Origin of the sequence: Embleya australiensis, from assembly GCF_051903075.1 — a bacterium.
Classification (GTDB): domain Bacteria; phylum Actinomycetota; class Actinomycetes; order Streptomycetales; family Streptomycetaceae; genus Embleya.
The window spans coordinates 2281935-2306028 of the sequence record NZ_CP182422.1 but is presented as its reverse complement, the minus strand read 5'-3'; the positions used below and the strand labels follow the sequence as shown (position 1 = coordinate 2306028).

At 69.1% G+C, this 24094-nt stretch carries 16 protein-coding genes; 11 read left to right on the top strand and 5 right to left on the bottom strand.

What is annotated here, in order from left to right; translation table 11 throughout:
- Positions 1 to 177: 177 nt before the first annotated feature.
- A complete protein-coding gene (locus tag ACMXN5_RS09580; protein WP_439674871.1) occupies positions 178 to 1008 on the bottom strand; it encodes a hypothetical protein in 831 nt (276 codons plus the stop codon).
- Positions 1009 to 1048: 40 nt separating this feature from the next.
- Positions 1049 to 2335 (bottom strand): type VII secretion protein EccE, encoded by a 1287-nt coding sequence (gene eccE / locus ACMXN5_RS09575; protein ID WP_439674870.1) that lies wholly within the window; start codon positions 2333 to 2335, stop codon positions 1049 to 1051.
- Between the two features lie 167 nt (positions 2336 to 2502).
- Here eccE and eccB point away from each other — a divergent pair, with 167 nt between their 5' ends.
- The 7 genes from eccB to ACMXN5_RS09540 all read left to right on the top strand — a co-directional run bounded on the left by eccB (position 2503) and on the right by ACMXN5_RS09540 (position 10379).
- Positions 2503 to 3981: a type VII secretion protein EccB gene (gene eccB, locus ACMXN5_RS09570; protein ID WP_439674869.1), complete on the top strand. Its 1479-nt coding sequence runs from the start codon at positions 2503 to 2505 to the stop codon at positions 3979 to 3981.
- A 276-nt stretch (positions 3982 to 4257) separates the two neighbouring features.
- Positions 4258 to 4563, top strand: a complete 306-nt coding sequence (locus ACMXN5_RS09565; RefSeq protein WP_439674868.1) for a WXG100 family type VII secretion target — start codon at positions 4258 to 4260, stop codon at positions 4561 to 4563.
- A 136-nt stretch (positions 4564 to 4699) separates the two neighbouring features.
- The gene (locus tag ACMXN5_RS09560) at positions 4700 to 4987 is read left to right on the top strand and encodes a WXG100 family type VII secretion target (RefSeq protein WP_078977448.1); all 288 of its coding nucleotides are present in this window, start codon (positions 4700 to 4702) and stop codon (positions 4985 to 4987) included.
- 271 nt (positions 4988 to 5258) lie between these two features.
- On the top strand, positions 5259 to 6500 hold the full coding sequence (mycP, locus tag ACMXN5_RS09555; RefSeq protein ID WP_439674867.1) for a type VII secretion-associated serine protease mycosin: 1242 nt from the start codon (positions 5259 to 5261) through the stop codon (positions 6498 to 6500).
- Positions 6501 to 6644: 144 nt separating this feature from the next.
- Complete coding sequence (locus ACMXN5_RS09550; protein WP_439674866.1) at positions 6645 to 7076, top strand: hypothetical protein; 432 nt, start codon at positions 6645 to 6647, stop codon at positions 7074 to 7076.
- Between the two features lie 9 nt (positions 7077 to 7085).
- A complete protein-coding gene (locus tag ACMXN5_RS09545; RefSeq protein ID WP_439674865.1) occupies positions 7086 to 9236 on the top strand; it encodes a DUF6571 family protein in 2151 nt (716 codons plus the stop codon).
- A 90-nt stretch (positions 9237 to 9326) separates the two neighbouring features.
- Positions 9327 to 10379, top strand: coding sequence for a hypothetical protein (locus ACMXN5_RS09540; protein WP_439674864.1), 1053 nt, complete (start codon positions 9327 to 9329; stop codon positions 10377 to 10379).
- A 24-nt stretch (positions 10380 to 10403) separates the two neighbouring features.
- Here ACMXN5_RS09540 and ACMXN5_RS09535 read toward each other — a convergent pair whose 3' ends face one another.
- The 3 genes from ACMXN5_RS09535 to eccCa all read right to left on the bottom strand — a co-directional run bounded on the left by ACMXN5_RS09535 (position 10404) and on the right by eccCa (position 17991).
- Entirely contained in the window at positions 10404 to 11696 is a 1293-nt protein-coding gene (locus ACMXN5_RS09535) for a S8 family serine peptidase (RefSeq protein WP_439674863.1), read from the bottom strand.
- A gap of 1707 nt (positions 11697 to 13403) precedes the next feature.
- Positions 13404 to 13805, bottom strand: a complete 402-nt coding sequence (locus tag ACMXN5_RS09530) for a hypothetical protein (protein ID WP_439674862.1) — start codon at positions 13803 to 13805, stop codon at positions 13404 to 13406.
- 235 nt (positions 13806 to 14040) lie between these two features.
- Positions 14041 to 17991 carry a type VII secretion protein EccCa gene (gene eccCa, locus ACMXN5_RS09525; protein WP_439674861.1) on the bottom strand — a complete coding sequence of 1317 codons (3951 nt, stop codon included), beginning with the start codon at positions 17989 to 17991 and terminating at the stop codon, positions 14041 to 14043.
- A 273-nt stretch (positions 17992 to 18264) separates the two neighbouring features.
- On the opposite strand from eccCa, the gene eccD reads away from it, so the two are divergent.
- The 4 genes from eccD (at position 18265) to ACMXN5_RS09505 (ending at position 24008) form a co-directional block, all read left to right on the top strand.
- Entirely contained in the window at positions 18265 to 19665 is a 1401-nt protein-coding gene (gene eccD / locus ACMXN5_RS09520) for a type VII secretion integral membrane protein EccD (protein ID WP_439674860.1), read from the top strand.
- Between the two features lie 144 nt (positions 19666 to 19809).
- Positions 19810 to 20097, top strand: coding sequence for a 30S ribosomal protein S15 (gene rpsO, locus ACMXN5_RS09515; protein WP_020553079.1), 288 nt, complete (start codon positions 19810 to 19812; stop codon positions 20095 to 20097).
- Between the two features lie 327 nt (positions 20098 to 20424).
- Positions 20425 to 22650, top strand: coding sequence for a polyribonucleotide nucleotidyltransferase (locus ACMXN5_RS09510; RefSeq protein WP_380003103.1), 2226 nt, complete (start codon positions 20425 to 20427; stop codon positions 22648 to 22650).
- On the top strand, positions 22647 to 24008 hold the full coding sequence (locus tag ACMXN5_RS09505) for a M16 family metallopeptidase (RefSeq protein ID WP_439674859.1): 1362 nt from the start codon (positions 22647 to 22649) through the stop codon (positions 24006 to 24008). The genes ACMXN5_RS09510 and ACMXN5_RS09505 overlap by 4 nt, the downstream gene beginning before the upstream one ends.
- Positions 24009 to 24094 lie beyond the last annotated feature (86 nt).

Sequence of the window (24094 nt, the reverse complement as noted above, 5' to 3'; positions counted from 1 at the left end):
CGGCTCGGCATCAGAGCACACGGCGCCGCCGTCGGCCGTACCCCGACCAGGGTCGAGGTTGCCCCCTACACGAGCCTCACAGCGTAGTCAGCGGCGTCGGCGGTCGTCGCCGGTCCGTCCACTGTTCGCGTCGAGGCGGTGCGCGGAACCGCGCGGTCGGTGTGCCCGGACACCGGGTCAGTCCATCCGGCGCGGCGGCCCGAGCAGGTCGAGTTCGGCCCGAGTGGGCGTCAGCATCACGTACTTGCGCGATTTCCTGGTGCTCCACAGGGTCAGCTCGTCGGCGAGCGTGGGCAGTGCGGCCTCGTCCTCGCCGGGCAGGCTCAGCACGCTCGCGGCCGCCTGCGCCTCCATCGGCGAGACCCGCTGGATGCCGATCAGCCCGACGCCCGCACCTATCCGCTGCCGGGCCTGCGCCGGGTCCAGGAAGGGCAGCAGGGTCAGCGTGGTCTGCCACGCGGCCGGCGCGAGCCGATTGCGCGGCGGCCGGGCGCCGCAGTCGCGGACGACCAGGACCGGGCTGCCGGGGGTGGGGCCCTGCGGGCCGAGCCGACCCACCTGATGCACCGTCACGCACGGCTGCGCGCCGCCCGCGGCCTGGGCCATCGCGGACCACAGCTGCGGACGGCCGGACTCGATCGCCACCCGGGCGCCGATCGCCGCCGCCCGCAACGCGATGATCTGCACCACATACGCGCCGCCGACGAACGCCACCTCCAGTGGCTCGGGCCGGAACAGGCCCAGGACCGCCGGATCACGATCCGCGTCGACCCCGATCACCACGCCGTCGTCGCCCACCGGCAGGCCGAGCGCGGGCAACTGGGCGGCGGTCAGCAGGTGCCGCTCGTGGCGCGGGCCGATCAACCGGGCCAGGCCCCCGCGCCGCGCCGGCCGCGGTGCCGGGGTGCCGGACCCCGGGGTCGGATTCGGCGTCGGCGTCGGCGCGGGGGCCGGATTGCGCCCGTTCGGCGCCCGACGTCGGCCGCGGCCGGTGTTGGTCGTGCTCACAGGTGGATCCTCCCCGTACGCATGCTGATGTGACGCTTCGTCACGACAGGCCGCCGAGCGGCAGCGTGGCCAGCAGGGCCGGCTGCTGCTCCCAGTCGAGCCGGGTCAGCCCGATCCGCTCGGAGCGCGCCCGGCGCTCCAGTTGCCGGGTCACGTCCGCCAGTTCGCTGCCGGAGCGGGCGGCGATCCGTACGTGTGTGGTGAGCGCGGTGGTCCCGCCCACGCCGTGGGTGGCGGTCAGCGCGAAGGTGGTGGCGATCGCCGGGGTCGCGGTCAGCGCGCCCACCAGGTCGGAGGTGCGTCCCTGGGTCAGCTGCGGCCAGCGGTTCGCCCAATAGGTGGTGTGCCACCGGTCGTCGCAGCGCCACGCGCGTTTGGACTCGGTGGTCCGCCGCCCGCCGCGCCCGTACTGGCGCGTGGTGCGGTTCACGCTGCACGAGGTGGCGAGCGCCTGGACCAACTCGGCCGCGTCCAGGGCCCGGGCCTCGAAACCGGCGCCGGTCAGGTTGCCGGCGAGCTGGTTGACCGCGCGCAACAGCGCCCGCTGGGCGCCTTCCTCGCCGCCGCCGCGCGCGGCCACCGCGCCCGCGCACAGCTCGGGTTCGAAGCGCAGCGCGATCCAGGTCAGCCGCAGCGCGGGCACGTCGTGCAGGCCCTGCTCGACGAGTTGCCGGTAGGAGCGGGTGGCCAGTGCCTCCTCGGGCAGGTGGGTGGCCGGCGCCGGCTGGGTGTGCTGGACCACCTGGACCGAGGCCAGCGTCACGTCGTCCACGTCGAGCGTGCTCACGATCGCGGGCAGCGGCAGCGGGCGTTGGGCCCGCGAGGGGCGCAGCGGTTCGTCGCGCGAGGTGACCAGCAGTACGGCGGTGAGGAAGGTGCCGTCGCCGATCAGGCCGATCGAGCGGCGGTCGCGGTCGGTGACCGAGGTGGTGGTCAACCGCGGCGCGCACTCCAATACCGGGACCAGGACCGGGTCCGCGTCGTCCGGCACGGCCGGCATCCGACGCCTGCGGCGGAAGTCGTACACGATCGGCAACCACTGCGCGAGCCACCGGCCGCGCAGCCGCACGAGCGCGGGCACCACCAGCACGATCGCCACCGCGCCCAGACCGATCAGCACCGCGGGGTTGGTGGCCAGGCCGATCGCGACCAGCAGCACGGCGAGTTGGATCAGTACGATCTGCTGGACCAGCACGCCGCCGACCCGGCCCGCGCGCGGATGTACCCGCAGCGAGGCGCGTTGGGGCGGCGTCGGTGGTGACGACCCGTCGGGTGGTGTGGGCGGGCGGGTCTGCCGATGCGTCCCTACCGGCGCGGGTGCGGCCACGTTTGTAGATCCCCCATGTCACGACTTGTCCCCGTACGCCGTCGCCCGAGTGTCACAACGGGTGCGGCACACCGTACGGTACGGGGCCGGGGGTCTGGCCGCGACCCTGCGACCGCGGCGGTGATAGAACCGTCAGCCGGAGCGTTCGGTCGATCACGGGGAGAACGATGGCATCGCGCCGCGAGCAGCTTGAGGCGTACATCTTCGCGCGCCGTCGCATGGTGGCGGCCTTCCTGCAACCCGCGCCCGGCGGTGGCACCGAGGAGAACGCCCCCAAGCCGATGCGGATGGTCACACCCAGCATCGTGGTCGCGATGCTGGTGCTGGCCGGGTTCGGGGTCGTCGGTCTGATCAAGCCCGGGACGCCGCCCGGTTGGAAGGACAAGAGCAGTCTGATCGTGGGCCGCGACTCGGCCAGCCGATACGTCTTCCTCGACGGCAAGCTGCACCCCGTGCTCAACATCGCGTCGGGCCGACTGCTTCTGGACCCGGGCAACTTCAAGGTCAACATGGTGCCGGAGAAGCAGCTCAACAGCGTGAGTCACGGCGCGCCGCTGGGTATTCCGAACGCGCCGGACCGGCTGCCCACGGCCAAGGAGGTCCGGGGGCGCAAGTCCTGGACCGTGTGCGAGCGTCCGGCGATCGGCAAGGACGGCAGGCCCGACCCGGCCGGCGAGCCGCAGCGCAGCGTGTTCATCGGAGCCGCCCCCGCGGACGGGCCGCTCGCCCCCGGGCAGGGGCTGTTCGTCCAGGACCGCAACCAGCGCAAGTACCTCGTCTACCAGGGCAAGCGCTACGCGGTGGAGGCGCCGACCGTGATCGGCGCGCTCAACCTGGTCGGCATACCGGCGCAGCCGATGAGCGACTCGTGGCTGGCCACGCTGATCGACGGCGGGGTGATCGACCACCCGCTGCCGGCCGACTACGGCAAGCCCACCTCGCTGCCGCTGGCTCGGGAGTACAACCGGATCGGCATCGTGCTGCGGGCCGAGGGCGGTGCCCAGCGGCAGAACTACGTGGTCACCAGGGAGGGCGTGATGCCGATCAGCGAGCTGACCGCCGTCCTGCTCACCACGAACCCGAGGGTCAAGGAGGCGTACGGCAACACGACGCCGAACGCGTTCCCGGTGAATATCGGCACGCTCGGCACCGCCGTGGTGCAGGACCGCACCTACGCCGCCGACAAGGGATGGCCGGAGATCCCGCCGACCCCGATGAACCGGATGACCCGCAACGACCTGGAACTGCCGCGCAACGTGGTGTGCAACACCTTCGCCGACGACTGGCGCGGCACCCAGCCCGTGACCACGCAGTCCGCGGGGACCCGGCCGCCGGAGCAACTGGTCGACGGCATGGGCGGAGTGTGGGTCAAGCCCGGCGCGGGGGCGCTGTACCGGGAGGTCACCGGTACACCGGGGGAGGGCGGTCCGATGTATCTGGTCGCCGACTCGGGACTGCGCTACAGCGTGCCGGAGGAGGCGCAGTCCGGCGGTGCGCAGGCGCAGCCCGGGCAGGAGAGCGAGGCGAAGCAGCGCCTGGGGTACAAGGGCGTGGAGGCCAAGGCGTTGCCCCGGGCGTGGTCGGAACTGGTGTCGCGGGGACCGCAGTTGAGTACGGCCGACGCCAAGAAGCCACAGGGTTCCTGAGCCTGGGGGCGGGAGTTGAGGTAGCGTCGTGGGGGTCGTGAGTGGCGACGAACCGACCCGAAAGCACCATTGAAGACCTGCGCATTGCACTGGACCCGCAGGGGTATTCACCGGGTCAAGGTTCCGTAACCTTGCGTAGGGCGTCGCTTGGGTGGCGTCCGGGGTTGCGGTTAGAGTTCCCACGACGTCGCAACGGTGACGTTGGTGCGGGGGCACCCGACACGGGTGACACGAACCTTCCCTCGCGCACGTCTGTCTCATGGGGGATGGTGAAACATGGCAGGTGAAGCGTTCAAGATCACTCCGCAGATGTTGGCGGAGTTGTCGAAGAAGGTTCAGGGTGTCGCGACCGACCTCGAGGCGGCCATCCAGGAGATGAACCGCAAGGTCGACGCGATCGAGGGTCAGTGGCAGGGCGCTGCCAGGAACCAGTTCGACCCGCTGCAGGAGCAGGCCGTACAGAAGGCGCTCGGGGTCAAGCGCGCTCTGGAGGCCATCTCGGGGGCGATGGGCCACAACGCCAACTCGTACGACCAGACCGAGACGACGGTGTCCGGCAACATCTCGAAGTTGATGTTCTGACCGAGGTTCGTTCCGGGATTCGTACCGTCGTCGCCGTGTGCCTGGCCGCCCCCGTCGCCGACGGTCGAGTCCGCTCTCGTGGCGCTCGGGGCGATGCCCCGGTCGTACGCCCGTCATCCGACACTGGGGAGAAAGCATGTCGCAGGTAGTTGTCACTTTCGCTGCGCTCGAACAGGCCGCAGCCGATATTCGCGCCCTCAACGCCCGTCTCGCCGACATGCAGTCGGGTCTGAAGCGGGACATCTCGCCGGTCACCGAGTCGTGGTCCGGTGACGCCCGCGAGGGATACCTCGTCCAGCAGGCGAGCTGGGACCAGAACGCGCAGGGGCTGCAGGACGCGCTCAACGGCATCGCCGACGGCCTGATGCGCGCGGCCGACGCGTACCGCCAGACCGAGGCGTCGAACGCCAAGATGTGGCAGTAGTCGCCGCTTCGGCCCTCGGCGCGGTGCGTCGGCGGCGAAGTGCGTGAGTGCATGTGTGCGCGAAGGTGCGAGTGCGCGGGTGCACGTGTGCGAGTGCATGTGTGTGCGAGTGCGTGCGTGAGTGAGTGACGTGATGTGAGGAGGCGGGCTCGTGCCCGCCTCCTCCCGCGTCCGTCATCGGTCTTACGGGGGCCGGGACGCCCAGAAGACGAACCGCCCGGCCCGGTGGACGGGGATCGGGCGGACGGTGATCCGGAAGGCGAAGGAACCGATGCGACCCGTGCGGCGACGGTGGGCGGCACCCCTTCTGGCACTGGGTCTGGTGCTTCCCGCCGGATCGGTGGGCGCCGCCTCGGCGGACTCTGTGCACCGTGTCCCGGCGGACACCGCGCTGCTCGCGGGGAGCGACTGCCAGTACCCGTCCAAGCCGATGCCCGGCAAGCCGTGGTCGTTGCAACGGGTGTTGCTCGACGAGTTGTGGCAGAAGTCGACCGGCAAGGGCGTCACGGTCGCGGTGATCGACAGCGGGATAGACGACGACAACCCGCAGTTGGCGCCCGCGATCGTGGCCGGCAAGGACTTCTTCAACGACAAGGCGAACGGCACCGACGACACCAACGGCCACGGCACGATGGCCGCGGGCATCATCGCGGCCCGCCCCGGGGATCGGCTCACCCCCAGGCTGGAGACCGGATTCGCCGGGATCGCGCCCGAGGCGATGCTGCTGCCGATCCGGCAGAACGGCGGCGACGACGCGACCAAGGGCAACGAGGACACCCTGGCCCAGGCGATCGACTTCGCGGTGGCGGGGGGTGCCTCGGTGATCAACATCTCGCAGGACACCGTGGGCGGCCAGGCGCCGGGCCCAAAGTTGCAGGACGCGATCCAGCGCGCGCTGGCCAAGCAGGTCGTGGTGGTGGCCGCGGCCGGCAACTCGGGCGACAAGGACAACCTCGACTCGTGGCCCGCGAAGTATCCGGGGGTGCTGGGCGTCGGCGCCGCCGACCGCAACAACGAGCGGGCGCCGTTCTCGCAGAACAAGCCGTACGTGGGCGTGATGGCGCCCGGCGTGGACATGTGGTCGACGGTCCCCAAGGGCGGCCACTGCCGGGGTGACGGCACCTCGTTCGCGACGCCGTACGTGGCGGGCGTCGCGGCGCTGATCCGTTCGGCGCACCCGAACTACACCGCGGCACAGGTGATCACCCTGATCGAACAGACCGCCCAGCGCACCGCCCCGGGCCACGTGGACGGCGTCGGCTGGGGCGTGGTCGACCCCCTGCGCGCCCTCGCCTTCACCGGGATCCCCGGCTCCGTCCCGGTCCCCGACCCCAAGGTCGACCGCAGCACGGAACTGGTCAACGTGGCCCCGCTGGCCCACGGCCCCTCCCGAGCCGACCGCGACCGCCGCAAGGCCTCGGTGATCCTCTTCGTCGCGATCGGCCTCACGATCGTGGTGATCTGCGGCGCAATCGTCATCCGCGACGCCCGAAACCGCCCTTCACCCAGCTGAACCGCGACCGGCCCCGGCCGATCGGGGTTCGGCCGGCCACTGCATGGTGACGACCCGTCGTTCGGGGCGGGCTTCCGAGAATCAGGAAAGAACCTCATCGGACCACCTGGGGAAAAAATGTCAAGCGGCATACCCGATACGAACTTGAGCCGTATCGCCTTTCCCGATCAGTTTCACGAGACCGATCCCGCGCCGCCCGGCTCGCACCCGGCTCCGGCCGGCCCACCGAACCCGCCTCCGGGTGTTCCGCCGATTCAGGACCCCGGCGGCTCGTTCGACGTGCCGGGTCGCACGTACGTGGAAGCGGACCAATTGACCCGACTCGCCGGCACGGCCGAAGGCTTCCAGGGCGAGATTCTGAAGATCAACCAGGACGCCGACGCCACCGCCCAGACCGCGGCGGCCGGGCTGGAGGGCCACGCCATGCAGGCGGCGCTGCGCGAGTTGGCACACGACTGGCCCTTGCAGGCTGCCTCCGCCGCGGCCCAGTTCGGTTTGGCGGCGGAAGCCTTGCGCGCCAACGCCGACCAGTACCGGCATACCGAGCATGTCAACACCAACCTGTTCGGTTCCTGAGGAGAAGCGATGAACCTCGCACAGTTTCGACAGGCCAATCTCGATGGCCTGTCGGCGGCGGTGGCGTATTGGGACGCCCTGGCCGGACGGATGCAAGGCGTTGAACTCCGCCTGGGCACCGAGTTGTCGGGGCCGATCAAGAGCGGTAAGTGGCAGGGGCTTTCCGCCAAGTTCGCCGGCCTGCGCATCGATACGGTGCACAAGCAGTTGACCAACGCCACGCTCGAGAGTCGGGCCGTCGCTTCCGTGCTCAGTGATGTCAACGGCGATCTTCGCAAGCTGCGTGAGGAGTTGCAGGCGATCGAGGCGGAGGCCGCCGCCAAGAAACTCGTGATCGCGCCGGACGGGGCGGTCAGCTGGCCACCGATGCAGGTTGCTCCGGGGCAGCCGGAGGTGAGCAAGGAGGCCGGCGATCGTTACACGGCCGAGCAGCGCTCACATGCCGAGGAAATCGGTCGCCGGATCGCCGACCTGCTGCGTCGAGCCGGCGACGCGGACGAGCGGGGGGCGGCGGCGTTGCGCGCCACGCGCGGCAAGGACGCGACCTTGTTCGACTCGCCCGACGCGCTCGGTGGCGGTGCCGAGGCGGACGCCAAGCGCGCCGCCGACCTGTTCACCCGCCTGTCCTCGCTCGATTCGGGTGATCTCGACCTACTGCGCAACATCATGCAGGCGAACTCCGGAAACCCGAACTTCGCCGAAGCACTGACTCGTTCTATGAAACCCACCGGCCTCTACGATGCCACCGGTCTGATCGCGCAGATGAACGCGCGGATAGCCGCGGGCGACAAGAATGACCCGAGACTCGCGGACCTGAGGCAACTTCAGACCGACTTGGGCAATTCCCTGGCCGCAGCCAGTCCGCGACTGGTCAAGGACCCCGCGTGGATGGCGTCGATGACGGAGGCGGGCCGAAAGCTCGTCCGCGTCGGCGACGGTGACGCGTATCCGGGACGGGCCACGGTCTACGGGTACCAGTTGCTGGGCACGCTGCTGGGCCACGGCACATACGACACCGCCTTTCTGCGACAGACCGCCGATGAGGTGATCGCGTTCGAGAAGGCCGCCGGCAAGCCCTCGATCTGGAGCACGACACTCATTCCGCCGCCGCGTTTCGGCCTGGATCTCTCCCGTCCGGGCAGCGGCTACGATCCGGTGACCGGCGTGCTGACGGCGATGAGTTGGAACCCCGAGGCGGCGAAGGGCTTCTTCGGCGACGGCGGCCCGGCCCGGCTCGACTACCTGTTCAAGGGCCGCAGCCCGATTTCGGACCACATCGGCGGTGGCGGCGAGCCGACGAGCTTCGATGCGCTCGGGAACGCGCTCCAGGCCGCCACGACCGGCCGAATCCCCACCGGCGCGGTGGGGCTCCCCGATTCCCCGATCGCCCCGCACGATGACGTCATGCGGCGTATCGCGGCGGACACGGTCAACTACATCGGGGGCCGGGGAGGGTTGCACGGCGCGGTACCCGGGAGCATGAGCGACAGTATGGCGAACATGCTCGCCGAATATGTGGACGAAACGCATCTCAGCCTCTCGGGCGACCGACTTCATAATTCCCTTTTCGGTAACACGAACGACCTGGTCCGGGCGATGAAGGGGACATCCGGGAATCCGGAAGCCTTCAGATTGCTCTATGATCAGGAACTCAATTACGGCGCGACAAGAATAGCTACCGCCGCCGATCCGGAAGCTGTGAAGGTGGAGGTCAACGCCGGATCCAGGGCCCTGGGCGCGCTCGATGAAATTCGGGCCCAAGTGATCATGGACTATGGCAGCGACTCGGATACCGCGAAGAGTTGGGACAGTAAGTATCTCTACCACACCTACGGTGGTGGAGCGAATGCGGTGGCAGGGGTTTTCCTGCCTCCGCAACTCGCCTTTTTGGGAGACTTCGCCCAGCGGAGGGTGAATCTTATTACGGATCACTGGTATGCCGACCGTAGCAGTGAGATCGCCGAGCAGACCTCGATCAACCTGGAGGCCATGCGCAAGGAGAATGCGGATCGATTGAGCGCGGCGCTGAAGGCGTTTGCCGAAAGCTCGCCGGAGCGAGGGGCTCCGGACTTCGATGTGAAGCTTCAGGGCCTGCTCGGGAATTCACAGCTGTACTACGGAAACGGCAGTCACATGGTGCAGCAGGTTTTCGATAAATAGCAGTCGACGGCCCTCTCCGGGGAATTCGAGAAGTTGAAAGGCGCGATAATGTCCGATCGATCTCCTTGGGCGTTTCGGAGTCGGCGATGGATGATCGTTCTTGTGACGTGCGTCTCATTGGCTGCTGTCGGGGTTTTTCTTGGTCGCAGCGATCGGCTGCCGTGGCAGGAGAAGACTTACTCGGCCCCGGAGAAGTTTTGTTTCGATGCGATGTCCGGGGCCGAAGTGGCGCGTTTCATCAGTGGATCGTCCACGGGAAAGCACGGTCGTATCGGGCGCGTGATATCCGTGACCCCGGTCGACCGGGATCACATCGGTACCACCAACTGCTACCTCTCGGTGCCGGTTGCCCGGGGACGTGTACAACCACAAGGCACGCGGCTCACTACATCCCGCGATGACGACCGCGCCGAATTCGATTTCAGGTTGTTCATTGCCGACTCGACGGTGGAAGGTCAGATCGCGGAAGACTTCCCCACCGGCGCCACCCCGCTCGGCGGTGGCATCAGCGGAGCGGTCACCGACAACGAGGCGTGGCTACGGGTGCCGGCGTGTTCGGCGGGCCCCGAGGAGACACGCAAGACAGCGAGGTTCGCCAACATCGGTGCGCGGCGCTCCCAGGATGCTTCGCCCAAGAACATACGGCCGATCCTGGCGTCGATGCTCACCCGTTTGACGAATCGCGGGCTTGAGGCCATGGGCTGCCCGGACCGTATTCCGGAACTTGACATCTCCGCGGGACCGGTGCGCAGAGAGCCGCTTCCGAAGGATGGGCGGTGTCTACCCGTGGACGCGACGGCTCTCGGGATCACGGATACGACGGGGTGGACGGCGGAGAGGTTCGAGACCGCCCTAACCGATGTGTCCTGGTGTGATGTCTTCAATGAGAAGGGTGAACGAGCCCTTCGCCTCACGAGCATGAACGCGGCCTTCGCCTGGCAGTATCCCCTCAACGCCGAACGTCGTCGCACGATCGCGTGGGGCTGCGAGCCCGGAGTGATTCCCGCCGAAAACGCGGCGCCGGTCCATGCGCTCGAACGATTCGATGAACGGCTGCGGCCGCTGCCGGAGTTGAAGGCGGCCATCGTGGCGGCCGCGCCCGAACCGGCATGCGCGGGCGGCGGTGCGGCTTCGGCGAAGTAGGCGGGATTGGGCGCGCCGTCGCGTTCAGCGCCGGTCGTAGGGGCCGCCGCCCGGCGGGTGGTAGGTCGGTGGCGCGGTGGGCCAGGGCCGCGCGGCGGCCTGTTGACGGGCCACGAGTTCGCGGGCTCGGCGGCGGCGCATGGTGACGACGGCGGCGCCGGCGCCGAGGACGACGACGGCCGCGGTGCCGATGAGGATCGGGGCGAGAAGGCTGTCGCCGTCGTCGGACTTGCCGGCGACTGCCGCCGGGGGCGCGGTACTTGCGGCTGGCGCAGTTGCCGCGGGTGGGCCGCTCGACGCGCCGGTGGCTGGCGGCGCACTCGGCTTGTCCCCACGCACGCCGACAAGCGGATTCACATCGGCCGGCCCAGGCGTGTCGGTGGCGGCAAGTGCCTTACGGGGACTCACGGCCCCGTAGCCAAAGGTGTCGGAAGGAACAGGCTCGGTAGGCCGATTGGCAGTATCGATCAGCCGCCGAATAACCTGATTCGCAGTCCAATCCGGATGCACCGACCACACAAGTGCAGCAACGCCGGAAGTGAGGGCTGCAGCGTCACTGGAGCCAACGCTGAGGCAATAGCGTGTCTCGGACGAACAAGCACCGGGAATCTCTTCGCCTGGTGCTGCGAGTGAAATCCATGACCCACGCACGCTATTGCTTGCCGGTTTGCCTTCTCGATTTACTGCGCTAACGGCGAGAACACCCGGATAGGAGGCCGGATAAACAGGCTTATTATCATTCTCTTTGGGAGTATTTCCCCCGGCTGCGATTACCAGCTTTCCTTTACTGAGCGCATATGCGACAGCTTCACGTGCGGCGGGAATATCTTGTGCTGAGCTGACTGAGAGGTTGATGATCCGTGCCGACGAATCGGCTGCGAGCTTGATGCCGTGCGATAGCGAAGTCGGATCATTTCCCCCGAAAATCCCGACAGTCGTCTGGAAGGGTAGGATTTGCGAGGCTGGTGCTACACCATAAATACCCTCACCATTGCCAGCACGTCCGCTGCCCGCGATCAAGCTCGCCATACCCGTGCCGTGACCCTCCCGATCCCCAGGCGTGTTGAGACTGGGCAGGACTTGGCCGGCCAGGTCAGGGTGAGTGGTGTCCACGCCGGAATCGACCACGGCGACGATACTCCCGGCTCCTCGTGTGATATTCCAAACCTCGTCAATCTTCCAGCCGTCCAGATACCACTGTTGTGAGCGGATGGATGCGGCGTGGGCCGATGTCCAACAATCTGAGCCGACCAGGAGTACCAGCAGCGCTGTGAGCAGAACGAATACGCGCTGGGCTCGGTCGAGGCGTCCGCTCATGCGGCTGTAATGTCCTTCCCAGGGCGGGTTAAGGGCGCCGATTAGTCGATGACTGGTGGGACGACCCCGGGTTGGCGAGGACCATCCCACGGATTGTCGTCCTCCTCCTCGGCGCGCGGCCTGCGCCGTCGCACCTGTTCGGATCGGGCGCCTCCTGTGAATGGCGTTCGTTGGCCGGGCTGTCCAGCGGAACGTTGAGGGATTGCAGTACCGGGAATGGGTGACTCGCCCTCCGCTGCCAGAGCTTGCAGTCTTGGCGAGTTGCGGTTTGAGGTGCTTCCCGAAGCGTTGCCAATCGAACCGCCGCGTGAGTTGGCCAGTCTGCGACTGCCTCCCCCGCCTCGTTCCCGGGAAGGTAGTGCGGCCGCTCCGGCGGCCCCAGGAATTCCCGGCGTGCGTCCGGTGGAACCGGTGCCGGAGGTCGTTCCTGGAGTCGCCGAAGAGATGCCTGACCCTCCCGGACTCGAGCTGAACGAACCACGGCTGCCCGGCCCGCTAGGTCCGCGTGGTGTGGATCCGGGAATAGCACCGCTACCGGGGATTCCGGTCGGTGAGCCTCCGGTTCGCGGAACTGTGCCTCCGGAACTCCCGCTACGTGGAACGTTGCCGGGGGTTGCATTCGAGCCTTCGCTGCTGCGCCCGACGGTTCCAGGAAATCCATTGATTCGCCCGCCGCCGCCCCCGGCGGGATTTGCGGGACTTCCGTCGGGAAACAGCGCAGCGCTCGTCGGTACGTTGCCGTTGGAAGTCGACCCGCCGCTGGAGACTGGTGAGATCCATGTGGAGTTCGTCGGATCTGATGCAGTCAAGGGACCACCGGCTTGCAGACTCGTTGACTGTGGAACGTACGGCGCGATCCCACCTTGAGTGCCGGTCGGATCTACTATCCCAGGCACGGATCCGAACGGGGCCGAGTAGATTCCGGGCCTCGAACCGCCGGAACCTGTCGGAGCTTGCTTGCGTCCTCCAGTCCCCCCGGCACCCGGAACGTTGACGGAGGGACCTGCGCTGGATGTTCGGCTGCCACCGGGGCCGCTGATGGCTGATGTCTGCTCGTAGGACGGATCAAAGTTGGCCGGCGGCGGGGGAAATTCCGGTGCTGGCAGCGCCTTCAAGTCTGCTGCTGCCACTCGGTATGTCGAGGCCAGGGTGCGCATTTGGGTTACTGCTTCGCGGTGGGCTGCGTCTACCTGGGCCTTGGCTTCCTCGTGGGCCTTGATGGGGTCGACGCCGCCGGCGGGTGGGTTTGTGGCGGCTGAGACGATCGCTACCGGGCCCTGGTTGGCTGTGGCCAGGACTGTCGGGGGCACCCGCGGCATGCGCATCTTGGCTACGAAGATTTGCTGGCCCACGTGGTTGACGTGGGTGCCGGCTGCCGAGACGTAGTCGCCGAGGCCGGCTGCGGCGGCTGTGACGCCGCCGGCCCATGTGCGGAAGCTTTCCGCCGCCGGGCCTTCCCAGGCGCCGCTGAGGGCCTGGATGCACTTGGTGAGGCCGTCGGTGGCGGTTTGGATGCGCTGTGCGGTTCCGTGCAGCTTGTCGGCGTAGATGCCCAGTGCCGAGGGGTTCGCCCCCGCGATCATCGCCTGCAGTTGTTCGAGCGTGTATCCCTCGAAGTCGGTTCCGCCGCCGCCCGGTCCCCCGGTCGGCGCGCCGTCCGCGTGCACCATCAGATTCCCCCCACGACGCCGGATTCTTGTAGTCGTGTCATTCCAGGCCCACCCTGCCGCCCGACTTGGTCGTCGATCCCGTCGTCACCGGCGTCTGTCCACCCTGGCCGATCCGCGCCATGATCTCGTTCAACGCGCGGCGCGTGTCGTCGTCCACGTCGGCCGTGTTCGCGCCGGTCACCTTGATCGACAACTTCATCGCCGTGATCTGGTCGTGCAGCGTGGCGATCAGTGCGCGCAATCGGGTGGCGGTCTCCTGGATCACTCCGCCGATCATCGGGGCCTCCGCGAAGGACACGCCCAAGTCGGTTGCGCCGATCCCGTGTTCGGCCGGGTTCGCCCCCGGATCCTCGCCGACCAGATCGGCGAGCACTCCCTCCAACGCCCCCTGAAACTTCTCCAGCATCTCCAGGCTGATCTGAAAACCGGATCCCGCCATAGCCAACGTTTCCCCCGGGCTTGGTGACCTTCGGCCGCGACCCTCCCCGGCGGACGTCGGACACGCCTGCGCGTCGCGGCGCTGACCATTGATCCACGAATGGTGAGCGGATCGCAAGAGGAGGCTGACGTTCCGTTATAACTATTCGGATGGCGGGTTCGGCATGCCGTCGCAAAACGGGGCCCGACCGCACGGCGGTCGGGCCCCGTTCGCGGCGAATGCCGGCGAAATGCCGTCAGTTGTCCGGCAGCCAGGCCGTCTGGATCAGCTGCACGCCTCGCCGCCGGGTGATCAACTGGCCACGCCCCGGCGGGAGTTGGGTCGGCTTGACGTTGGCCATCAGGGCGCCCTCGTCCCGGTTGCCGGACAGGATCAGACCGGACGTGCCCAGGTCGAGGAGCTTTTGCAGCACGGGCTCGTACAGCGCTCGGCCCGCACCGCCGCTGCTGCGGGCGATGATCAGGTGCAGGCCGACGTCGCGGGCCAGCGGCAGGAACTCGGCGATGCTGCCCACCGGGTTGCCGCTGGAGGAGGCCACCAGGTCGTAGTCGTCGATCAGCAGGAACAGTTCCGGGCCGCTCCACCAGCTTCGGTTGCGCAGCTGTTCCTGGGTCACCTCCGGCCCCGGGAGCCGCCGTTCGATGCCGCCGCGGATCTCGGCCATGAACGAGGTCAGCGCCGGCGCCGCCGCCGCGTACTCCAGCAGGTGCGATTCCGGGACCACGTCCAGGAGCGTGCGCCGGTAGTCGGACACGATGATCCGCGCCTCGGCCGGGGTGTACCGCTCGGCGATGCCCCGGGAGAGCAGCCGCAGGAAGTTGGTCTTGCCGGACTCGCTCTCGCCGAACAGCACGAAGTTCGTGTCGACGTTGAAGTCCAGGTACACCGGGCTGAGCGTCTGCTCGTCCACACCGATCGGGATCCCCCGGCCGGACACCTGCGCCGGCGTCGGCAGTTGCTCGTACGGCAGCAACATCGGCAACACCCGCACCGGCGGCGCGGGCGGCCCCGCCCACGCCGCCTTGACCGCGCCGACCATCGCCGCCATGCCCTCGCCCAGGTCCTCCGCCGTCGACGAGCCGTCGATCCGGGGCAGCGCGGCCAGGAAGTGCAGCTTGTCCGGGGACAGACCGCGACCGGGCGCACCGGAGGGCACGTTCGCCGCGAGCCGCCGGTCGACCTCGGACTCCATCGTCTCGCCGAGCCGCAGTTCGAGCCGGGTCTGGATCTGGTCCTTGAGCGCGGGCCGGATCTCCGGATGCCGGGACGCGGAGAGCACCACGTGCACCCCGAAGCCCAGACCGCGCGTGGCGATGTCGGTGACCTCGGCCTCCAGCGCGTCGAAGTCGTTGCGCAGGGTCAACCAGCCGTCGACGAACAGGAAGACGTCGCCCCACGCCTCGTCCGGCAGCGTGCCCGCGGCGCGGCGTCGGCGGAAGGTGTCGATCGAGTCGATGTTGTTGACCCGGAACATCTCCTCGCGCCGGTCCAGGATGCCCTTGACCTCGCTGACGATCCGGCGCACCCGCTCGGCGTCGAGCCGCCCCGCCACCCCGCCCACGTGCGGCAGATCGCTCAGCGCGACCATCCCGCCGCCGCCGAAGTCCAGGACGTAGAACTGCACTTCGGCCGGCGTGTGGGTGAGCGCGAACGAGGTGATCATGGTGCGCATCAGCGTGCTCTTGCCGCTGCGCGGGCCGCCCACCACGAGCGCGTGGCCGGCCGCGCCGGACAGGTCCGCGTACATCACGTCGCGGCGCTGCTCGAACGGCTTGTCCACCAGGCCCAGCGGCACCACGAGGCGGCCGTTCGCCCCCCATTCGGGCGAGCTCAACCCGCGCTCCGCGGTGACCCGCAGCGGCGGCAACATCCGGTCCACCGAGTTCGACTCGGCCAGCGGCGGCAGCCACACCTGGTGTGCCGGCGGGCCCTGGTTGACCATCCGCCGCACGATCACGTCAAGCACGGTGTCCGCGAGCGCGCTGTCGACGTCCGGCTCGGGTTCGGGCTCCGGCGGCAGGTCCGGCTGCCGGTTCCACGTGTTCGCGGCCGTCCACCGGCTGTCGAACAGCACCGGCATCGGCGAGCCCGTGCGGTTGCGCCGGACCCGGTCCGAGGCACGGTAGGTACCGGACACGTACGCGGCCTTGAACTGCACCATCGACTCGGTGTCGAACTTGAGGTAACCCGCGCCGGGCACCGACGGCAGGTGGTACGCGTCGGGCACGCCGATCGCCGCGCGCGACTCGGCGGCGGAGAAGGTGCGCAACCCGATCCGGTAGGACAGATAGGTGTCCAGCCCGCGCAGTCGGCCCTCCTCCAGCCGCTGCGACGCGAGCAGCAGGTGTACGCCCAGCGATCGGCCGATGCGGCCGATCTGGATGAACATGTCGATGAAGTCCGGCTTGGCGGTCAGCAGTTCGCTGAACTCGTCGATGATGATCACCAGCGAGGGCAGCGGCTCCAGGGCCGCGCCGGCCACCCGGGCCCGCTCGTAGTCGTGCATGTTGGCGTAGTTGCCCGCCGAACGCAGCAACTCCTGGCGCCGGTTCAGCTCACCGGTGATCGAGTCGCGCATGCGGTCGACCAGGGTCAGGTCGTCGGAGAGGTTGGTGATCACCGCCGCCACGTGCGGCATGTCCGACATCCCGGAGAAGGTCGCGCCCCCCTTGAAGTCGGCGAGCACGAAGTTGAGGATCTCCGAGCTGTGCGTGGTCGCCAGTCCGAGTACGAGGGTGCGCAGCAGCTCGGACTTGCCGGAACCGGTCGCGCCGACGCACAGGCCGTGCGGACCCATGCCCTCCATCGCCGCTTCCTTGATGTCCAGCATGATCGGCTCGCCGTTCTGGCCGATCCCGATGGGCACCCGCAGCCGGTCGTTCGGCGGCCTGGGCCGCCAGGTCTGCGACACGTCCACCTGGGCCGCGTCGCCGATGCCCATCAGGTCGGTGAAGTCCAGGTTGGCCAGCAGCGGTTCGTCGTCGTCGTTCGCCGACAGCCGCAGCGGCGCGAGCTTGCGGGCCAGCGCCTCCGCGTCGCCCGCCGACAGGAAGTCCGGCACCCCCTCGTACGCGCCCGCCGTCGACTCCAGCGTCAGCCGGTCCTCGTCGGCGATGATCGCCAGCCCGCCGCGCAACTCGTCCAGCGGCCCGGGGACCACCTCGACGATGGTCACGCCCTGCAGCCCGTCCGCGCCCGCCAGCAGCGAGTTGGCCGGCACCCCGCCGCCGTCGAGCACCACCACCAGATGCGGCTGGTCCAGCACCGGCTGCGCGCCGGCCGCGAACCGCGAACGCCCGGCCAACTCCTCGGCCAGCCACTCCTCGATCTCGCCGAGGTCGCCGGCGATCATCCGCACCGAGCCCGCGCCGTCCGACTGGGACGGGTGCTGCACGTGCGGCAGCCACTTGAGCCAGTCCCAGCGCGGCAGCGAATTCGTGTCGCACGCGACCACGATGCGCACGTCGTCGGGGGAGTGCAGCACCGCGAGTTGGCCCAGCATCGACCGGGTCAGCCCGTACACCCGCTCCGGCTCGCCCGAGACGGTCAGGTGATAGAAGGAGCGCAGCGAGACCGCCATCGGCAGATCGTCCAGAGTCGCCTGGGTGCGCAGGAACCGCCGCATGGCGTCCGCGCACAGCGGCTCCAACTCCTCCAGCGGCGCGGTGTCCGGCGCCACCAGCGGGGTGGACAACTGCTGTTGACCCACCCCGACCCGGACCTGCCCGAAGTCGGGGTCACCGGCCCGCCGTTCCCAGATCCGCCGCTCGCCCGCGGCCACCGACCACAACTGGCCCGGATCCGGATGCGTCCACAACTGCGCGTCGCGCTGCTTGCGGGCGGTCCGTCGGACCTCCTTGCGCTGCTGGGCGAGGTACTTGAGGTAGTCGCGCCGGGAGTCGAGCATCTGCACCCGGTTGCCGCCGCGCGACTTGAGGATGTTGGCGACCACCATGACCAGCGACGAGATCATCATCATGCCGCCCATGACCATCATCATCTTGGGCGCGCCCGGCATGAAGAAGAAGCCCGCCGACCCGAGCATGCCCATCATCGGGAGCACGCTCATGATCCAGTTCTGATCGGTCGGGCGCTCCAACTCGGGCGGCGATTGGAGCCGGATCTCCTCCGTGGGGACAGGAGAGGGCAGCACCCTGGGCGGGCGCTTGACGATGACCACGGTCAAGGTGAATCAGCCTCATCCGTCGCGAGGATCCCGGACACGGATCGAACCCGCCGCAAAGCACGGAAAAGGAGCAGGTGATGTGAGTCAACCCACCCCGTCAGGGTCGTCTCCATGACACACGGTGGACCAATGGTCCGTTCGTGTGTGCGCCGCATACTACTGGCCGGTCTTTCCGACGCCACCGTCGCGTGAAGCGGCGACGTATAGAGTCGTCGTCCCGCGCTTTCGGGCTTGCGGGACACGGGGCGGCTACAAGCAGGGGGATCTGCACAGGTGAACTCCACGACCACGACGGTCACCACCGGGTTCGCCCGGATCACCGTCATCGCACCGGACTGTCGCGTCGACCTCGCGCTGCCGGAGGAGGTCCCGCTCGCGGAGCTGTACCCGGAAATCCTGCGGCTGTCGGGGCAGACCCAGCGCAACGGCGCGGTGACCGGCTTCCAGCTCACCAGGCTCGACGGCGAGGCGCTGGACAGCGGGCTCACGCTGGCCGCGCAACACGTGCGCGACGGCGAATTGCTGCGCTTCACGGCTCTCGCGGACGCGCCACCCCCGCCGGTGTACGACGACGTCGCCGACTCGGTGGCCACCTCCGTCGCGGGCGAGAACCGGCTGTGGACACCGGAGATGTTGCGGATCGCCGGCCTGTCCGGCGCGGCCGTCTTCTTCACCCTCGGCGCCGTCGTGCTCTGGCGCATGACCCCCCTGCCGCACGGCCTGCCCGCCATCGTCGGCGGCTCGCTGGCCCTGGTGCTGACCGTGGTCGCGGGCGTGCGCGCCCGGGTGTACGGGGACCACTCCGGCGGCGCCGTGCTCGGCCTCGGCGCCCTGCCGAACGCGTTCCTGGCGGGCCTGGGCCTGATCGAGCCGCCCGTCCGCGAGGGCCCGGGCCGGGTCCAGTTCCTGGTCGCCTGCGTCGCCGTGCTCGTCGTCTCCACCCTGATCGCCGCCCTGCTGCCCGCCCGCGGCGCCGTCTACATCGCGGGCGCCGGCGCCGGCGCCCTGGGCACGCTCGCCACCTTCGGCCTGATCACCGTCGACGGCGCCCCCCGCGAGGCCGCCGCGGTCACCGGCACTGTCGCCCTCGCCATGATCGCCTTCCTGCCCTCCTGGGCGGCCCGCCTCGCCCGGCTGCCGATCGGCTTCCTGCCCTCCGACGCGCCGACCTCCCGGCAGAGCGACACCCTCGACCACGCCGACGTCGCCGCCCGCGCCCGCCGCGGCCACGAGGTGCTCAGCGGCCTGGCCGGCGCCTGCGCCGCCGCGCTCGTCGCCTCCTGCGTCGTGCTCGGCAGCGTCGACACCCCGTGGGCCCGGGCGCTGACCGCCGTACTCGCCCTGGTCACCCTGTGCCGGGCGCGCCTGTTCCGGCACACCACCCAGGTCACCGTCCTGTACACGGCCGGCCTGCTCGGCCTGGCGATGCTGTTCGTCGGCCTGGCCCTGGACACCGGCATGGCGGACAAGGAGCGCCAGGGCTGGATCTTCGCGCTGGTGTGCGTGGTCGGCGCGCTGCTCGCGATCGTGGCGACCACCGTGCCGTCGCGCGGCCTGTCCCCCTTCTGGGGGCGGCTGATGGACGTGCTCGAAGGCATGCTGATGGTGTCGGTCGTACCGTTGTGCCTGGCGGTGCTGGATCTGTACGACAAGCTGCGGAACATCACGGCCTGATGCGCTCCTGCTAGGGTTGTCCGTATCCCGGAGCCGCGTGCCCGGGATGCGTGCTGCCCACGGGTCGCGCGCCCGCACCATGTGAGCCCAGTCGCCGCCGTGAGTAAGACCGGTGGCGCTCACCACCTTGCAGAGGGAGAACACGTGTCGCTCGACACCGCAACGAAGAAGCAGATCATGGCCGACTACGCCACCAAGGAAGGCGACACCGGCTCCCCCGAGGTGCAGGTCGCGATCCTGAGCTACCGGATCAACGAGCTCACCGCGCACCTCAAGGAGCACAAGCACGACCACCACAGCCGCCGGGGCCTGCTGCTCCTGGTCGGCCAGCGTCGTCGCCTGCTCGGCTACCTGGCCAAGAAGGACATCGAGCGCTACCGCACGCTGACCGACCGCCTGAGCATCCGCCGCAGCGGCGTCGGCATCCGCTAGCAACACACGACGGGGGAGCGGCTTGCACAAGCCGCTCCTTCGCCGTATCCGGACGCGGTCTTTGTAGGCTGTGTTCCGCACGCGGGCATCCGCGGTGAGATAGAACAAGACAATCGACGTCGGTCGTGCCTCGCGCACGCCCGGCGACGAGGACGAACGACAGACACTGGGAGCGCCGCGTCGCGACCAAGGCGCCGACCTCCAGCGCCGGTCCTCGGTAGTGGCCCCCGGGTAACGCACCCGGGTGCTTCGATCGAAGACCGGCACGGTCGGCCCTCAGGCGTCATGCGCCGCGGACCTCCCTCGAAACGAACGAGGAGGGCACCCGTGGAGGGTCCCGACATCAGCTTCGCCGAAGCAGTCATCGAGAACGGCACCTTCGGCAACCGCACCATCCGCTTCGAGACCGGCCGGCTCGCCAAGCAGGCCGCCGGCTCCGCCGTGGTCTACCTGGACGACGACACCATGGTGCTCTCGGCCACCACCGCCTCGAAGCGCCCCAAGGACCAGCTCGACTTCTTCCCCCTGACGGTGGACGTCGAGGAGCGCATGTACGCCGCGGGCAAGATCCCCGGCTCCTTCTTCCGCCGCGAGGGCCGCCCGTCCGAGGACGCCGTGCTCACCTGTCGGCTGATCGACCGTCCGCTGCGCCCGTCCTTCAAGAAGGGCCTGCGCAACGAGATCCAGATCGTCGAGACGATCATGGCGCTCAACCCGGACCACCTGTACGACGTGGTCGCGATCAACGCGGCCTCGATGTCCACCCAGCTCGCGGGCCTGCCGTTCTCCGGCCCGATCGGCGGCGTCCGGGTGGCACTGATCGACGGCACCTGGGTCGGCTTCCCGACGCACACCGAGCTCGAGCGCGCCGTGTTCGACATGGTCGTCGCGGGCCGCGTGCTCGACGACGGCGACGTGGCGATCATGATGGTCGAGGCCGAGGCCACGACCGGCACGATCGAGCTGGTCAAGGGCGGCGCCGAGGCGCCGACCGAGGAGGTCGTCGCCGACGGCCTCGAGGCCGCCAAGAAGTTCATCAAGGCGCTGTGCGCCGCGCAGGTCGAGGTGGCCGACAAGGCCGCCAAGGAGACCGGCGAGTTCCCGGTCTACCTGGACTACCAGGACGACGTCTTCGAGGCGCTGGCCGCCGCGGTGACCGACGAGCTGTCGGCCGCGCTGACCATCGCCGGCAAGCAGGCCCGCGAGAGCGAGCTCGACCGGGTCAAGGACCTCGCCGCGGAGAAGCTGCTCCCGGCGTTCGAGGGTCGCGAGAAGGAGATCGGCGGCGCGTTCCGCGCGCTGACCAAGAAGCTCGTCCGCCAGCGCGTGCTGCGCGACAAGGTGCGCATCGACGGTCGCGGGCTGACCGACATCCGCACCCTGTCGGCCGAGGTCGAGGTCATCCCGCGCGTGCACGGCTCGGCCCTGTTCGAGCGCGGCGAGACCCAGATCCTGGGCATCACCACGCTGAACATGCTGCGCATGGAGCAGATGCTCGACACGCTCTCGCCCGAGACGCGCAAGCGCTACATGCACAACTACAACTTCCCGCCGTACTCGGTCGGCGAGACCGGCCGCGTGGGCTCGCCCAAGCGCCGCGAGATCGGCCACGGCGCGCTCGCCGAGCGCGCCCTGCTGCCGGTGCTGCCCGCGCGCGAGGACTTCCCGTACGCGATCCGCCAGGTGTCCGAGGCGCTCGGCTCCAACGGCTCGACCTCGATGGGCTCGGTCTGCGCGTCCACGATGTCGCTGCTCAACGCCGGTGTGCCGCTCCGGGCGCCGGTCGCGGGCATCGCGATGGGCCTGATCTCGGACGAGGTCGACGGCAAGACCGAGTACGTGTGCCTGACCGACATCCTCGGTGCCGAGGACGCGTACGGCGACATGGACTTCAAGGTCGCCGGCACCAAGGAGTTCGTCACCGCGCTCCAGCTCGACACCAAGCTCGACGGCATCCCCGCGTCGGTGCTGGCCGCGGCGCTCAAGCAGGCCAAGGACGCCCGTCTGCACATCCTCGACGTGATGATGGAGGCCATCGACACTCCGGACGAGATGTCGAAGTTCGCGCCGCGCATCATCACCGTCAAGATCCCGGTGGACAAGATCGGCGAGGTCATCGGCCCGAAGGGCAAGATGATCAACCAGATCCAGGACGACACCGGTGCCGAGATCACCATCGAGGACGATGGCACGATCTACATCGGTGCCTCGGACGGCACCTCGGCCGAGGCCGCGCGGGCGACGATCAACGCGATCGCCAACCCGACGATGCCCGAGGTCGGGGAGCGTTACCTGGGTACGGTTGTCAAGACCACCACGTTCGGCGCGTTCGTGTCGCTCATGCCCGGCAAGGACGGCCTGCTGCACATCTCGCAGCTGCGCAAGATCGCCGGTGGCAAGCGCGTCGAGAACGTCGACGACGTGATCAAGGTCGGCGACAAGGTGCAGGTCGAGATCGCCGAGATCGACCAGCGCGGCAAGCTGTCGCTCGTCCCGGTCATCGAGGGCGAAGGCGACGCCGCCGAGGACACCGAGGACGCTGCCGCCAAGTGACGTCCTCCTCGTCGAAGAACCAGGCCGCCGCGTCCGCGCAGCGGCCTGGTTCCACGAAGACCCTGCTGCGTGACGCGGACGGTGTGGGTGCCGTCCGCCGCACGGTCCTGCCCGGCGGCCTGCGGGTGATCACCGAGAACATGCCGTCCGTGCGCTCCGCGACCTTCGGCATCTGGGTCGGGGTGGGCTCGCGCGACGAGACCCCCGCCCTGGCCGGCACCTCGCACTACCTCGAACACCTGCTGTTCAAGGGCACCGCGAAGCGCGACGCGCTGGAGATCTCCGCGGAACTGGACGCCGTCGGTGGTGAGATGAACGCGTTCACCACCAAGGAGTACACGTGCTACTACGCACGCGTGCTCGACACCGACCTCCCGCTCGCCATCGACGTGATCTGCGACATGGTGACCGGCTCGCTGATCGACTCCGAGGACGTGGACGCCGAACGCGGCGTGATCCTCGAGGAGATCGCGATGAACGAGGACGAGCCCGGCGACCTGGTGCACGAACTCTTCTACGACGCGATGCTCGGCGACGCCCCGCTCGGGCGGCCCGTGCTGGGTACCGTCGAGTCGATCAACGCGCTCACCCGGACCCAGATCAACGGTTACTACAGGCGCCGGTACAAGGCGCCGAACATGGTGGTGACCGCGGCCGGCAACGTCGACCACGCCAAGGTGGTCCGGCTGGTCAAGAAGGCGTTCGCGCAGGTCAAGGTGGACGAGGACGCGGTCGCCGCGGCGCCGCGCGTCGGCGGTCGCGGGACGCGCTCGGCCGGCAGCGTCCGGGTGCTCAACCGGCCGACCGAGCAGGCCCATCTGGTTCTGGGGATGCCCGGCCTGGCCCGCGACGACGACCGGCGGTTCGCGCTCAGCGTGCTCAACACCGCGCTCGGCGGCGGGATGAGCTCGCGTCTGTTCCAGGAGATCCGGGAAAAGCGCGGGCTGGCCTACTCGGTCTACTCGTTCCACTCCGGCTACGCCGACCTGGGCGTGTTCGGCATCTATGCCGGCTGCCAGCCCAAGAAGGCCCGCCGGGTGATCGAGATCTGCCGGACCGAGCTGGAGCGGGTGGTGCGCGACGGGCTGCCCCGGGACGAGATCGATCGGGCGATCGGCCAACTGCGCGGTTCGACCGTGCTCGGCCTGGAGGACACCGGGTCGCGGATGAGTCGGATCGGCAAGAGCGAACTCGTCTACGGCGAGCACCTGTCCGTCGACGAGGTGCTGGCCCGGATCGCCGCGGTGACCGCCGACGAGATCCACGACGTGGCGAAGGTCCTGTTCGCCGCGCGGCCGACGCTGGCCGTGGTCGGACCGTTCGCCGACGACGCGGACTTCGTCGCCGCGTCGGCCTGAACGACGGCGAAACCGTGCCGGCCGGGTCGCGAGCGGGTCGGCGGGCACGGAAGTTGGTGCGCTGCGATCGGCCGCGGTGCCGATCG